At 41.3% G+C, this 14394-nt stretch carries 13 protein-coding genes; all 13 read right to left on the bottom strand.

Translation table 11 applies throughout. From position 1 onward, the window contains the following. Positions 1-59: 59 nt before the first annotated feature. Positions 60-839: a GNAT family N-acetyltransferase gene (locus NYE25_RS27025; RefSeq protein WP_341147305.1), complete on the bottom strand. Its 780-nt coding sequence runs from the start codon at positions 837-839 to the stop codon at positions 60-62. Between the two features lie 95 nt (positions 840-934). Beyond that, on the bottom strand, positions 935-4765 hold the full coding sequence (locus tag NYE25_RS27020; RefSeq protein ID WP_341147304.1) for a hypothetical protein: 3831 nt from the start codon (positions 4763-4765) through the stop codon (positions 935-937). Between the two features lie 13 nt (positions 4766-4778). After that, positions 4779-7043, bottom strand: a complete 2265-nt coding sequence (locus tag NYE25_RS27015; RefSeq protein ID WP_341147303.1) for a PKD domain-containing protein — start codon at positions 7041-7043, stop codon at positions 4779-4781. Positions 7044-7048: 5 nt separating this feature from the next. Further along, positions 7049-7714, bottom strand: coding sequence for a hypothetical protein (locus tag NYE25_RS27010; RefSeq protein WP_341147302.1), 666 nt, complete (start codon positions 7712-7714; stop codon positions 7049-7051). Between the two features lie 35 nt (positions 7715-7749). Continuing rightward, a complete protein-coding gene (locus NYE25_RS27005; RefSeq protein WP_341147301.1) occupies positions 7750-8247 on the bottom strand; it encodes a hypothetical protein in 498 nt (165 codons plus the stop codon). A gap of 20 nt (positions 8248-8267) precedes the next feature. Then, positions 8268-8648, bottom strand: a complete 381-nt coding sequence (locus NYE25_RS27000; protein ID WP_076284074.1) for a hypothetical protein — start codon at positions 8646-8648, stop codon at positions 8268-8270. A gap of 15 nt (positions 8649-8663) precedes the next feature. Beyond that, positions 8664-8807 (bottom strand): hypothetical protein, encoded by a 144-nt coding sequence (locus tag NYE25_RS26995; RefSeq protein ID WP_179085743.1) that lies wholly within the window; start codon positions 8805-8807, stop codon positions 8664-8666. A 7-nt stretch (positions 8808-8814) separates the two neighbouring features. Continuing rightward, positions 8815-9024 (bottom strand): hypothetical protein, encoded by a 210-nt coding sequence (locus NYE25_RS26990; RefSeq protein WP_341147300.1) that lies wholly within the window; start codon positions 9022-9024, stop codon positions 8815-8817. Between the two features lie 56 nt (positions 9025-9080). Continuing rightward, a complete protein-coding gene (locus tag NYE25_RS26985; RefSeq protein ID WP_341147299.1) occupies positions 9081-9950 on the bottom strand; it encodes a hypothetical protein in 870 nt (289 codons plus the stop codon). Positions 9951-9961: 11 nt separating this feature from the next. Beyond that, complete coding sequence (locus NYE25_RS26980; RefSeq protein ID WP_076298287.1) at positions 9962-11011, bottom strand: hypothetical protein; 1050 nt, start codon at positions 11009-11011, stop codon at positions 9962-9964. Positions 11012-11023: 12 nt separating this feature from the next. Continuing rightward, complete coding sequence (locus tag NYE25_RS26975) at positions 11024-12469, bottom strand: ATPase, T2SS/T4P/T4SS family (RefSeq protein ID WP_076284070.1); 1446 nt, start codon at positions 12467-12469, stop codon at positions 11024-11026. Then, entirely contained in the window at positions 12466-13530 is a 1065-nt protein-coding gene (locus NYE25_RS26970; protein WP_076284069.1) for a hypothetical protein, read from the bottom strand. Before NYE25_RS26970 ends, NYE25_RS26975 begins: the two co-directional genes overlap by 4 nt. 12 nt (positions 13531-13542) lie before the next feature. Next, positions 13543-14286, bottom strand: coding sequence for a hypothetical protein (locus NYE25_RS26965; protein ID WP_076284068.1), 744 nt, complete (start codon positions 14284-14286; stop codon positions 13543-13545). Positions 14287-14394: the final 108 nt, after the last annotated feature.

Raw genomic sequence — 14394 nt, 5'->3', positions numbered from 1 at the left:
TATGCTTGTGAAAAAGGACTAAGCGGATTTAAATCCGCTTAGTCCTTTTTCATTAACCATCAAATAACAAATTGGACCATGTACTGTTTGCACATAAGCTCATAACCGATGGATTGATATAGAGAAATTGCGCCTACATTTTCCTCAAGGACATTCAAATAGACGTTAGAGGTAACCCTTCCCCCCGTTCGGGTGAGCTCGGCACAGATCTTTTTCCCGTAGCCTTGCCTTCTCCATCTTACATCCGTTCCGATGTTCCCCAATTCAACGTAATCTTCGCTATAAATATGGTATCCACCTACCGCAATCAGCTCATGTTGTTCCATCACACCATAGAACGGATACTGTAATTCTTCTTTTGAGAACGCCATTGTATCTAAATCGGCCATTTTCGACTCAATGAGTTCAAAATAAGGGGGACCCAAATGTAAAACGCTTGTATCCACCGGTGGTAACGCTTCTTGATGGATATGCTTCATTAGAAGCAGTTTTTTGGGTGACTTAACAAGTTCAAGCTGTGAAGCGAGTACAGCCATAACTTCTTCATTCACGATTACATTACCGACAGCATTGTCAGGTAAACTCAATTGATCTTTCATAAATGCAAGCACGGACCGGAGACAGAATGACTTCTCCACAGGGAATACGGAAAAAGCATAGAATGGAAGCCCTCTTAAAAAGGCCAATACGCCGAGCAATTCTCCCTGGTCAGTAAAATGTCCATAGTGTACCGAATTATGCTTACGAGCTGTAAGGTATGAATAGTATAAAAAATGCTGTTCCCTATTAATCGAACTCAAGATTGATTTCATTTCCGCTGGTGTTAACTCTCGAATCATGTCCCCTACCCCTATCAATGTTTGATACAATGCTTCAACATTAACATGATCCTGTGAAGTCACGCAAAAAAGATAGGGTGATATAGGCTCCTACTCTACTTAATTCGATGACTCTGAAAATACTCCGACCAATCCGTTGATATAACAACGGTAACTGTATCCGTTTTGGTGTTATACGCATTCTGAGCCGTAAAGGTAAAAGTAACAGGGCCATCTGGTAGCTTTTCAAAAGAGCTATCATACATTTCACCTGTCCAGAAGGTTTTATCGTCGTTAGTTGGGCTGAGCTGCGTAATGAACCCTCCGTTCATGGTTACTTGCACAGTATCCGGGAGACCTGTTGCTGTACCTTGCAGAACAAAACGTTCTCCTGCCCAAAATACGTTGTATCCTCTTGGACTTTCCTCATTTCCGCTTTTTTTCAAATTGTAGCCTTTACGGTTGTTGTTCCACTCTTCGGTGTGCTTAACGCCACCTTTAATACTCAGTAAATTCACCATGAAGTATTTACGTGAAGAGATATTGCTCCAGTTGTAACCATCAAAAACTTCCACTTCAACGGCATATTTTTCATTCTCAATCAGTGAACTGACTGGAATCTGCCATTGCTTAGCGCTTGAAACTTGTTCACCAGATTGTACCTTGATTGCACCGGTGGCCAAGTTAATAATTCGCACCTTATAACGTTGCTGCAGATCTTTGTCCTCATCTTGATAATCCCATTTAATGATCGGGGTAAGTGTACTTGCGATTGTCGGTTTTGACGAGTCCGTACTGGTTGGATACGTAATATTAACTGTTGGAATTCTATTCACAACTGTTATACTATGGGATATTTCACGGTACAGCCCCAGAGAATCCGTTACAAGCTGTCTAAAGGTGAATACACCATTACTACTAAACTGCTTCGTAAAGTCCTTTTGAATGCTTGCTAGGGCTTCTGTTCCACTTGATGGTTTTAAGAAATACTTGTGGCTTATTGTATCTCCTTTTGGTTCGTCCGGATCAGAGGCGGTACTCTTAATGTTCAGAACGTCCGTCCGGTAGATCGGTACCTTAGTCGCATCTTTACCAGTATCTGTGATCAGAGTGAATCCCGGCTTAGGTGCATTATCGATGATGAATGTTTTTTCATTTGATACATCTGACCATGAAAATTTGGAGTACGCCCGACCTTTCACTGTAAAGTATTCAAACCGTTCAAATGTATTATTTGGGATTTGATATTGTCTGAGTAGGCCAGTAGGATCTGGATTTTCTACAGTGGAAACTAATAGATCATCCTTCGTAAAAAACTCTAATCTATATTTCTCCTGTGGATCATTTTCTGGATCTGCGTAAGTCCATTTAATTAATGGATCGCCTTGTTCCGAGTCAATCACAGATGGGTTTGTTGCTGTACCTGAAGGGCTAGTTAAAGTCATAGTAGGTGCCAAATTCTCTTTCACTTGGACTTGCAATCCAGCGATATTCGACTTATCTCCTATTTGATCGATTGCCCAATGTTCTAGCGTATATACCCCTGGATCTGAGAAGGTAAGCGTAATATCGCGAGTAAGATATGATTTCACTTCACCATTACTGTTCGTTACTTTCCAGTAGTATTCTAACGAGCCTTGATCTGATGTATCCTCATCGATATCTCCTGATGTAAATTGTTTCGTATCATACTGATTTACGGATGAAGGTCCGTTAATCTTAGCGACAGGAACATGATTCTTAACCATAAATGTACGCGTCGCATAAGAGCTTAACCTTCCATCAGAGGCTGTGAGCTGCATTTCCCAACCATCAGAAATGGCCTTTTTATGTGAGATACCGTTACGATTTATAAGATCACGAATGGTCATTGATTGATAACGGTTGTTTCCTGCCCAGTAGTAAGGAGAATCATTTAATTTTGCATTCCAGGCGTAAGATAAAACATCTCCATCTTCATCCGGATCTGGTGTTAAGTTATCCATTGTGATGATCGTGTCGCGGTATATTTCGTTAGGCATTGTAAATGCTGCAGCCGGTGGATGATTAACTACCTGTACATTTTGACTGTACCAATCCGACCACAATCCACGATTATCATGTACTTGAAGATTAATTTGATAATTGCCTTCTCCAAATGAAGCGATATTCGGAGGTGTTGTTGCTCCACCCCAATGTTCCCATACTTTATTCCATCCGTCTTTGATTACAGTCCAGTAATATACATCCAATGGATCATTATCTGGATCGAAAGATTTGTCTGTAATGGTCGTAGATTTACGATAAGAAACGGTATTCGGATTAACGGTAAATAATGCAACAGGTGGTAGATTAACAGCAGCATTCCCCACAGTACGTTGACACCAATCGCTCCATACACCGACTCCATTATCTCCATCCACATCACGGACTCTTAAACGTATATCGTAACTGTCCTTTTCAAAAACTCCCCCAGGCGGCTGCCCGTCGATCCACATCTCATCTACACTCTTTTTATATTGCCATTGCCACTGCATAATCCCTTTATCAGAACTTGTAATATGATCTAAATCGTAGGACGTATCTGTTAATTGAACATTTCCGTTGATAAGCCTTGCTGAAAAAAGCGCTATTGGCTTGCGATGGACTTTAAAGCTCATCGTAGATGCGGCATCTTTACTCCACATCTGATATTCAGCAAAGCGAGCATCCTGTTTCGGTATATCCTTAGCTTGATAACTCACTACATATTGTCCGGTATACGGAAATGAAGTGTAAAGGCTCGTCCTCCATAGTCCCGAATCCCCTATAATCCCCATTGAGTTATCAAAGTAATTCGGATCATGATCATATCTCACTCGATCAGCGTACTTAGCATCCCACTCATAATCTTCGTAGGTGGTGCCGCTATTCTCTATAGGACTATTAACGAGAACAAAAGCGTTTCGCTTCAGTCGGTTTGTAACTTTAAAGGTCATACTCGCGGATTCTGACATATTTGAAGGATCCGCTACTTTTACAGTCATCGTATAATCGCCCGGCGGGATCGAATCAGCCACAGCGTCTACAGGGATAGAGAAATACTGATACCCTTTCGTCTGGGATACTACCGTCTTCCTATAAAATACATTTGGTATCTCAGCACTTACGATAAGATCATCATTATCTGGATCGTGAACATATCCCTCGATGTTAAGTATGTTTCGTCCAGGCTCGTTCTGCAGGACTTGATTATTAGGTGTATTTAACGAAATGGTAGGTGGACTATTAGGTATCAAAGGAAATACCCTTTGAAAACTCCAACCAATATACGGCCCTCCATATCCTTTATCTGGACTATATCCACCAAATGGGTCCTGTTGACCTGCACCAAAACTGTAATTAATAACTAATCCTTTTGGAAGTTCACCGTAACTTAAATTCCCTATATAGTTGTAGTAAGGAACATCTGTCACAAGATTAAATGTATGATCGAATGTATTCTCGTCAAACGGTCCATCAAAAAAGCTCCTATACAATGGGGTCCAATTGGTATTTGGATTTGACCAGTGGCTCGGACAATTATATTGGTAGACTGGTAAATCTAATGGTGCCCCCTCTGGTATTGCCGCCACACAGAGATCCGCTCGAACAACACGTCTATCTAGAGCACTGTTTGAACGATACAAGTTTACTCCTACAGTCAATGTTGCATCTGAACTAATATCAAATGTTAGTTGCTTAGTGGTACGATTATATTTAATATTCGTTAGCTTTTGGTTATTTATTGTCCCACGCATAGTACCATAGTTCCAACCAGCGTCATAAAAATCACCATCAGCAGGTATATTTATATCTTTATACGTGATGAAATTTGGATCACCCGTCGCAGCCTCTGCTGTCTGAAGATACACTCCCTGACTAGGAAAAACTCCGAATAGGATAGCGATTATAATTACTAGCGAAAGTATTTCTTTTGTCTTTTTCATTTAAGCACCTCTCCTACCAGGACCAATCAACTTCTGGCGCTCGATTTTTCACTTCTACAATCCGTGAGCTTAACTTTTGTCCATCTGAATTTGTAGATTTCCGATCAGCTTCTGTCACAAACTCATCAATGGTTGGTTGACCAAACTCTTCAAACACAGTAAGTCGGACTTCATATTTCCCTACCTCGCTCAGCTCTAAATTTAAGCGATCTTTGTTCTCATTACTGAAGATCACCCATGCTTCTCCGCTAAAACTCCCGTCATTATTAGAATCATAGCGATACTCCCATAGTCTCCGACCCACTACATCTTTATCAGGCGAATAGGAGATATCATCCAATGAAACCACCGCTTTATTACCGTAATCAGGACTTCGATATACCACTCCAGGCAGAGTAAAATAGTTGTACGGCGCTTCATCTGGCACAATATCAAAAGTAATCTCATCACTATCAGAATACCCAAGCGTATTTTCCACATAAATCGTAGCCTTATATTTTCCAGGTTTTTTAAATAAGATGTCTTTGCTTTCAAGTTCAGATAATGTACCACTATATTTAATATCTGCATTCGTACCGCCAGATACAGCAGTGATGGTAACTCGTGTTTTCGATGGTATTAACGGAAAGCGTGTTGGACTCTGGCTTCTATTGAACAATGTCGTTTTACGATTTTGTTTAAGTATTCCTTCTATATTTATAATTGCTGCTGGTTTCGGCTCAATGACGGTAACTTCTGTACTTGTACTACCTATTTGTCCATCATTGTCAACGACTGTGAGAGCTATAGGAAATGTCTCTCCAACTTGCTCTATGGTATACCATACATACCCCCTTGGGACATTTCCGATTTCTCCCTGCGCTCCAGATGTGCTCCAAGCATAATCAGTGATATATCCATCCGGATCATAGGAGGCATTCCCACTAACGAGCATATCAGACCCTGCTTTTATGTATCTAGCTGTTGATATTCTCGCAATAGGTGGCTTTCCTTCAGGTTCTGTTGGAATAGTTGGATTGGGAGGAAAAGTAACTTGAGGATTGTTTTTATAAACACCTGCTGAAATCTGTAGAGGCTGTTCCAGAGAGGTGATGGTTCCATTCTTTGTGACGATTGGCTTTTTAAAGCGGACGAGAACGGTTAAAGCATATTCCTGACTAAAATGTTCGCCCGTTACACTCGACTTTTTGATCTCAAAGTCAAATAAAGTGTTTACGTTAAATGTCTTTGCAGATTCCTTTTTCGTTTTGAGTGTATTATTTCTGTCTTTCTCTTTAGCATAGAACACCCACTCATCAATGTTTGAAGCATCATTGTAGCCTTGCAGCTGCCCCATTAATGAAATTTGTACGGGTTCGTCTTTATCTCCCAATTTTGTTGGATTGGGATTAGGTTTATTTAGAGTTACCGTACCGGTAAGTGTTGGTTCTGTAGGGAGAGTGTAGTCAAAGGAGACGTTTCCACTATACTTATACGTAGTCACATTAGCCGAACCTGTAAAGTAGTAGCTTAAATCTGTTCTATAACGTCTGCCCAACGCATGACCACTTTTATCAAAATTTGGACTTAATTGTTCAGGAACATAATTTTGCATATCTGCGTCAGTCTTATAGTAAATAATAAATTGATTCCCATTTACAATATTATGATTAACATATGTTGTTGGAAGCAATTCTTTAGGTACAACAATTTTGACTGTTGACTCTATGATTTGAGATGAATCTATTACCGAATTCACGTTTTGGTCGTACCATTTAATTCCCGAACGGGATACTGCTGATTGGGTTACCACCGTCATATCCGGAGGATCATTTCTAGGTGTACCATTACCTTGTCCATTTTTATCGTAATGTTTCTGACCATTAATATATGGGTCCCATTCATTTATCTGCCATCTTACTCCGTCCGAATATCGCCAAATAGAATTACCAGGAGTTGTTACAAAAGGGATATTAAACGAGGCATTATACCCAAGTACATTATCTATACGTTGTTTTGCTTCAACGCCCTTTAAAGTAACCTTTATTTTCCCATTCTCCAATGTAAGAGCAACTTTTTGATTAGTGCCATTATACTGAAGAGAAGAGACATTAATTGCCGAAGTGGATACTCCACTAGGAAGTTCTAAGTAGTAAGATTTTTGAGCATTTGCAGATCCACTAAGAATTTCTGAAGGTATTGCCACTGTTTTACTTTGTGAATTAGCTGCCTTAATGTTTTGTGGAGTATATGAAAAAACTAATATAACTGTAAGCAGAACAATCCAAATTTTCTTCATATAAATTACTCCCCTGGACGTTTAACAATGTATTTTTCTTCAAATTCCCCTCCGATATTCATATATATAGAGATATCTGTAGGATCTTTGATATACCCATACATCTGATAGCTAGATAGCTTTTCACCTGGTTTCAACACCCAACTCCACAATGCTTCTTTATTGTTCAACTCTAACATTTTCTTTTTAGGTGAAGGTGTAAGAAGATTATAACCATCCACTTTAAGATACCATTTTGCACTCAAATCATTAGAACTTAATTGAATGACTTTATTGCCCTTATTTTCAATGGTGAGTTTAGTCCATACCATATATTTAGTAGGTGTTTTATAAATTCGATCTGAATAACCATACATCTTCATTAGAGACTGTGCTTCTTTAGACTTTACATCGTAAAACATCAGCTTTTCTAACGTGTACGTTAATCCTCCAGCGCTGATTGTTACTGGAAGATCCACTTCTTTTTTCAGACCAAATCTAAATAGATTATCTCTCATGATAGGTGCTGGCGTTGCTATAGGTTTCTCGGTTGCTGTGGGTACCGCGGATGTGGTTGGCTTAGCCGTAACTACTGATGTAATCGTTTCCGCTTTTGCAACCACTCCCTGCCCCAAAACCACGCTAAATAACATTGCCGATACCAAAGTCGCCTTTACAACTCTCTTCTTCATCTCCAAATCTCTCCCTAGTCTCAATTGGATTTTTCCTACTTATTGAACTTATACTCCTGAACTGCTGGTACTCTGATTGGCTCTTGTGTTTTGGCTCTGGAGATCAGCAGCGGATGTTCCGTCTCAATGACGGCAATAACCGAGGGACCCTCTATGTATTTGGTAATGCCATATTCACTATCCTCGTATAAAAGCGGAAAAGTTACTCCATCGGAATCATCAACAATATCAAACTTCACGATCTTTACTTGATTCTTAAAACGGCTGCCTACTTGGGGAGAAAGGCCATTATCAAGCCCAAGATTCGCCTGCAAGGCATGCTGAAAAGTATCGTAAGCAAGCGCGGGATCGATAATTAGACGACCTCGTGTGAGTTCAGTTTCATCTAATTCCTGCGCGGCATCGTGAACAGCGATATTGTTTGCATCTTTTAGCATGCTGCGCAGCATGTCCCACTCCTGATTCTGGATATGAAAGAACCAGGAGTAGATAAAGATCAGTAGGACAAATGCCAGCTTAATAATGTAATCCATAAATTAGGCTCATCCCTTAATCAATCGAGATATTCACTCATAATTGACCCATGTCCATAATATCGGGTCGGCTGCGAAACCGTGGAAAAGTTATACGGAAACAAATTTATCCGTGGTGCTGTTACATACACATCAATTCGTTGCTTGCGTTCTTGAATGGTATCTGTACTGCTCGTAATTTCTATAGAACCCTCTGAGAACCCAATCGCCTTCAGATTTGAAATCACTTCGTTCCGCATAGACGCTGTGACCATCCCCTCCGTTGCAGCTTTTTGTGTGATGTAGGACGTATTAGCTTTGACCTGTAAATCTAGCAGATAATCAATATAGGTGAATATGGGCTGCAGGATAATAAACAGGACAAGCCACATGAATAATGCCCGGAGGACGGTCTCCTTCAATAGAAACGCCTCCTTCTAATATTGCTCTACTTGCTTAGTATGTGTAATGATATCGTCTTGACTGCTGCCAATGATATTAGTAGCTACTGTGATAAACATCCCTGCGATCACAAAGCCAATAGCCAGAAACATTGCTATGGAGATAGAGTCTTTTTTCATAATCGAATTAAACCGAAGGTTGGGTTAAGACCCGAGCAGTTGCCGTTTGGCTGGAATCCAGCGGTTGAATAAGTGTCACACCCGGAATCGTCGGTTTATTATCATCCGTAGCATCAATTACATCTCGAACTACAGGAATCAAAACGGCAATTACGATGGCCACACATAAAAATCCAATAGCAATAAACAAACCTGTAGAAATAGCGTCCTTTTTCATTGTTAAAATCTCCCTTTTATTTTATATTTTTTAAATAATATTGAAAATACTATTTTTCACTGGAACATACCCACCCCATTAAAATTCCCTTTGATCAGTAAAATGTACTGCATCGCCATCGCGACGATCATCAAAAAAGTAGCAATCGATGGGATAACATTAATGATCGTAGATAGATCACCGATAAAAGACCACTTTTTCAAATACTGATCGCTGGAGATTTTGGAGATAATCTTACTTTGCTCACGCAAATAATTCGCCGCTTCTGTGTCGTCATCCATACCCTCAGTAGCCAGCAAAATGGACCGAATGTCATTAATAAAACTATGATTATCCGGAAACTTTGCACAAAACCATTCAATCGCCCCCTCCACACCCTCATCTACTGCTCGTTCTGACAACTCGTACAGATCCTGACGTATATATTGAAAATGTCCAGCCGTACTCCCGCAAAAAGTGCCAAATTGCGCATATCCGCGCTTGCGTAGCCGATTATTCTCGTATAGACGGATGAAAGAGATCAGCTCACCGTCTTTTTTAATAACCGTTTTTTGATGAAGCCATGCAAGCACCCAGCCAAACGGAAGATAGCGTATCGGACTGCTGATTACGAGAATAAGTAGAGCAATTAGAGGGTCATAGATAGAAAAAGAATTAGAACGAATGAAATCACTGACGACTTGAGTTATTAAATAAATCAGCGCTGCAGAGTAACGGAAAAGCGTAATTTTACGGGCCGCAATCGATAAACCAGAATCATTTAATAATTGCTGAAGTCTATCCCCCTGCACCCGTTCCCCAAGCTCATTCCACCGTAGTCCTAATCGGACAAGATATCTTTCCTGTTTACTACTACTGCTTACAAAGACAAGTAATGCGACATAAACAATCCCGATTACAGTAACTAATAGTAACAATCTGTCCATAGCTCATCACCTTAGTGGTAGTCCAGTTTAGGTCTGGCGAGAATAGTGCTGATCACAAAAGAAATAAAAAGACCGGAGACGATCACCATCAAAAAAGAAAGTCCTACTGTAGTCTCAAACTGCAATTGGAAATAGATATCAGGCTTCAGCATGTACATAAAGGTTCCAACCGTTGATACCAGCACCAAAAGATTCCCGTATAAGCCAAGGCTGATCGCATCTCTACTTCCCGCTTTTACAGTCAAAATCGTTTCTCTCTGTTGCTCCATAGAACGGTTTAACAGCATCAGTGAGCTTTTTAAATAACGGGTTCCTTCCTTCTCGGCATAGAGCAAATCCGATATAAATTCTAGGGCGAAGGTAGTACCAATCGCATTGGAAAATCTCCCGGCTTCCTCAACAAGCTCCTTCTCATTACTGTAATTGGAAAACGCAGCCCCTAGCAGCTTCAAAGGCCCCTTCAACACATTCTTATCCGTAAGAAAATCCGCTGTCCGATCGAGAACGGAATCTACCGACAAGTGAGTGAATTTGGTGGAGATTTTGACTACATCGAGTAAATCATAGCTTCCATGCACCTTCCTCTGCGCGTAGATGTATCTCATACGAAAATAAGGAATCGTCGCAGAAATCACAGCCATAAAAAGTGGAAATCTCCAAGCCCCCTGAATCGAACGCCCTTCGTTAAAAGTTATCCCTTCCAGAAAAGGATTGTTAAAACTCAATTGTCCAGGAAGCTCGCTTAGCGTCAGTAGTCCTGATAGAAAAACCGCGATAAACACTATTGCTGTACGCGTCATAAAACGCATAACGCTAATTCCCGGCTCATACTTTCGGTGTACGAAATATAAAAGATTATCTAGATGACGGTAGAGCCACAGCCTTTTTTTTACCGAGCTAACTCTTTTGCCAAAAATACTCATTTTATGTTTGACACGAAAATCGACTTTCTGACCTACCTGTCGTAAATGCCGTTCGATTAGCGGTTTAATGAGCAACCAAATTCCCCATACAATTAACAAATGAAGGACAAAACGAAGAATATACAATAATAAATCCACGGTTTCACCTCCTCACTCGTTAAGAATGATCTTAGATTTCAAGCTTTCTTTGATAGGCTGATCCATTGGTTTTGCTGCTGCAAGCTGTCCCAGCTCTTTCTGGAGCAACTGTGTTGCCTGCTCATTTTTCCTAGTCATCTTCAGAATCAGGTTCTTCGTCAGCCTGTCATTATAGGACCAACACATCTTCTGAGGTTCCCAGCGCATCAGATCATTCGCAAATACAGAGTTCTTTTCCTCGTCATAAAAGACTTCCGATATTCGCGTTAACCGCTTCTTCCCGTTCGGAACACTTTCCAAAATAAAAACCAGCTCGCACGATTTCAGTGCAGAGATCAAATGCCCCTTAAGGCTCCCGCCAATCCTTGTCGACACGGCAAAAGCGCCTTGATAAGGAATATCCTCCGAATCAACGGTGTGGAAGGTTCCGGTGATGCCGTCATACCCTTTTTCCCCACTCCAAAGATAAAATTCCCATTCGTTATACCGCATTTCCGTCATATACAAAATGTTGGGGTCATGCCGCAGCGATTCTACCCCTACCTCCATCAATTCCTCGTTCGCAGCCTGGATTGGAATAATTCGGTGCCCTTTAATCTGGTAAGGTAAAATCGACTCCGGATGCTTTTCTATCATTACTACACCCATACAGGATGAAGATCCGAGCAGTTGCTCACCGACGATCGTATTTGCAAAGGTTGTTTTTCCCGAGCCTACAGCGCCCGCAATAATGGTATTGCGAAAGGTAGACGATAACGCCCGAATCATTTCAACCGCTTCCGCAGGAATACATTCTGTACCCGCCTGATCTTCTAGACTCAGAAACTCTACAACCTGCCGCCGTAACGATATTGTGGTGAAGCCATCCCATACTCTCGGGGATACCCAAATGGCAAGCCTAATAAATCGACCAGGCCAGAGCGGGTCATCCATTTTAAACTCCACTGAAGGGTTGTCCTTGTTCAGCTTTTTGTTGGGATCACTTTTTAATAAGGAGCGCTTTAACTGTTCAACCCGATCTAGTGAAGGCATCTCATATGGATAAGCTACAAACTCACCTTTCTGGTTATAAAAGATCTGCTTTCCGATCATCTGTAGCCCGGTTGATTCACTGTATGCACGATCAGTAAACCAACGATACGCCGGACCAAAACCCTTCCATTCATGATAGAGCGCTTCTGCAGCCGTTCTGTATGCTTCTGGAACCTTTCCCGTAAAGGGTGTCTTCCGCAAGTATTTCTCTATCTCATTCATAAAAAAGCTAACCGCCTGCGGATCTCCAATTAGCGCCTTCGCATTTAACTCGAAGTAAGCATCATCCTCACGTTCCAGCCCTTCGTTCATATCGTTTTTCATTTTTTGTAAAAATGCATAAAAGTCTTCCTTGCCCGGTTTGCTCATGCGTAGGATACTTTGTTTTAGAGAGAACAACGGACGGCTCGGTTGATTTCCATTCATAGGAATATACCTTTCTTTTTAGCTTCTGGCGCCAGGCTCATGGACACTAGCAAAGAATGTACCTTATCATCCACATGCTGCAGCTCTTTTTTGCCTAAAGGTAAGCTTTCCTGCAAGGGCTGGTAATACGGTAGCTCCAGCAAGATTTCAGTCCCAAAGCGAAGCGCTAGATTTTTAGGAGAAGATATTTCTTCCACATTACTGCGGTTAATAATCAGTTGAAAATCATGTGGACGTAGATCCATATGCCCAGCAAGCTCTAGAAGAGGTTCGAGTCTGTATTCATGCTTTGGATGAGTGACGATCATACGCAGTGCCGATTTGTGCATTCCGACATACCACGCTGCGCTTTCCGGAATAGAGCCAAAGTCAGCAATAACCACATCTGCATTTGCCCCAGCTCTAGCCAAAAAATATTCAATCTCATCCTCCTGATAATCTTGTGCGCTCAAGTAATCGTAGTTGCCTGGGAGATACGAGTAACCGTCTTGCTTAATCAATTGCTCAAAATCCTCATCATGAATCATCTTCCCTGTGAGCCTTGATCGAAGCCTATCCAGACTAATAGTCGCTTTGCGGTCATATCCGGGATCATATAAATCAAGTCCAAGGACAATAACACGAAGGCCTGCCGCGGCAATTCGTCTTGCGAACAGCTTGGCTACACTAGTGCAGCCGATCCCAGGACCAGATCCAAAAAAACCAACCAGATTACTTCGTTCCTCCCCGTCCTCGTCTAGAATAAAGCGAATCTTCTCTATCACCACTGACGAGGTAGAACGAGGAGGGATAAAATAGATTTCTAAGCTTTCACACAGCATATGTACAGCTTGGTAACCACTGATTCCCTTTTGCAAATATACATATAGGATCGTTGAGCTCGGATAATTCCGGCGCAGTTCGCTAAGTGACTGAGCTTGAATCTGGTCACTGGTAACCATTAGCATATGGCCCTCTGCATGAGATGGATCAGGAAGTACGCTTTGTGTAATTACAATAAATCCTGCATTTTTGATATCATTAATGGTTAACTGATCTATGCCTAGACTAAATATTTTCAAGACTCTTCCCTCCTACTCGACCCGTACGATCCACAGCTTCTTTCCCTGCTCCAAAAATTGTCCTAGCTGTTGTCCATCGCTTTTCTTCAGCTTCAACTCTGGTGTCGCTACCTTGCCAGTCGAAGTGAATCGATTATTGTTGTTTCCCTTTTCTGAATCCAGCACATCATTATTGTCTTCAGTTCGCACATAGTTCACGGTGACTCCAGATAAAAACACCTCCTTTGCTGGTTCGCTAAGTGGACTTTGCTCTATCAGCTCTTGCCCTTCCTTCTTGTTATCTGTGCTAAGCGATTCACTCCGTTTCTCTTGATCAGCTTCTACAAGATAAATATCTACCTTATCCCGACTGCGCAGTGAACCATTGATGGCATAGATGGCCTCCTTCGGTATAGGAAAAATCCCTTCATCCTCTAGTGGCTCCAAATCACTAACATCCACTAGCGATGTCGTCAAAATAATTCCGTTAGTCAGATTTACATTCGTAATTTTGTGCTCCACTTGTGCAATTTCTGTAATTACACCGGAAGGTATATCCTTGGTCTGAACAGAATCCAGATACAAATCACTTGCTTTCAGCTCATAATTTTTGGGAAGAAGCTCCCCGCCTTCCACCTTAATTTTGACCACGGTTCGGGAGAGCACGTAGGGCTTGAAATAAAGATCATAGCCCAGCAGTCCGCCAACTCCAGTAATCAAAATGAGACTTGCGAAGAAATAATTGCGTTTCAACAGTTGCCTACGCTGTAAAGCCAAGCCTTCCACCTCCTCAAAAACACAGTTTTGAAAAACGACAAAAAGCAACTTGGCGTAAATAGCCAAGCTGCTGGTAAAATGCTTTTTTACCTGTAGAGATTTAGAGAG

The organism is Paenibacillus sp. FSL E2-8871 (assembly GCF_038000345.1).
In the GTDB taxonomy this organism is placed as follows: Bacteria; Bacillota; Bacilli; order Paenibacillales; family Paenibacillaceae; genus Paenibacillus_AQ.
The sequence above is the reverse complement of the archived record's forward strand: the minus strand, read 5'-3'. Positions and strand labels throughout refer to the sequence as shown.

What these genes read in the sequence shown, in the direction of transcription:
- NYE25_RS27025 (WP_341147305.1), bottom strand. Translation starts at nt 839, where the DNA reads ATGATTCGAGAGTTAACACCAGCGGAAATGAAATCAATCTTGAGTTCG.
- NYE25_RS27020 (WP_341147304.1), bottom strand. Translation starts at nt 4,765, where the DNA reads ATGAAAAAGACAAAAGAAATACTTTCGCTAGTAATTATAATCGCTATC.
- NYE25_RS27015 (WP_341147303.1), bottom strand. Translation starts at nt 7,043, where the DNA reads ATGAAGAAAATTTGGATTGTTCTGCTTACAGTTATATTAGTTTTTTCA.
- NYE25_RS27010 (WP_341147302.1), bottom strand. Translation starts at nt 7,714, where the DNA reads ATGAAGAAGAGAGTTGTAAAGGCGACTTTGGTATCGGCAATGTTATTT.
- NYE25_RS27005 (WP_341147301.1), bottom strand. Translation starts at nt 8,247, where the DNA reads ATGGATTACATTATTAAGCTGGCATTTGTCCTACTGATCTTTATCTAC.
- NYE25_RS26995 (WP_179085743.1), bottom strand. Translation starts at nt 8,807, where the DNA reads ATGAAAAAAGACTCTATCTCCATAGCAATGTTTCTGGCTATTGGCTTT.
- NYE25_RS26990 (WP_341147300.1), bottom strand. Translation starts at nt 9,024, where the DNA reads ATGAAAAAGGACGCTATTTCTACAGGTTTGTTTATTGCTATTGGATTT.
- NYE25_RS26985 (WP_341147299.1), bottom strand. Translation starts at nt 9,950, where the DNA reads ATGGACAGATTGTTACTATTAGTTACTGTAATCGGGATTGTTTATGTC.
- NYE25_RS26975 (WP_076284070.1), bottom strand. Translation starts at nt 12,469, where the DNA reads ATGAATGGAAATCAACCGAGCCGTCCGTTGTTCTCTCTAAAACAAAGT.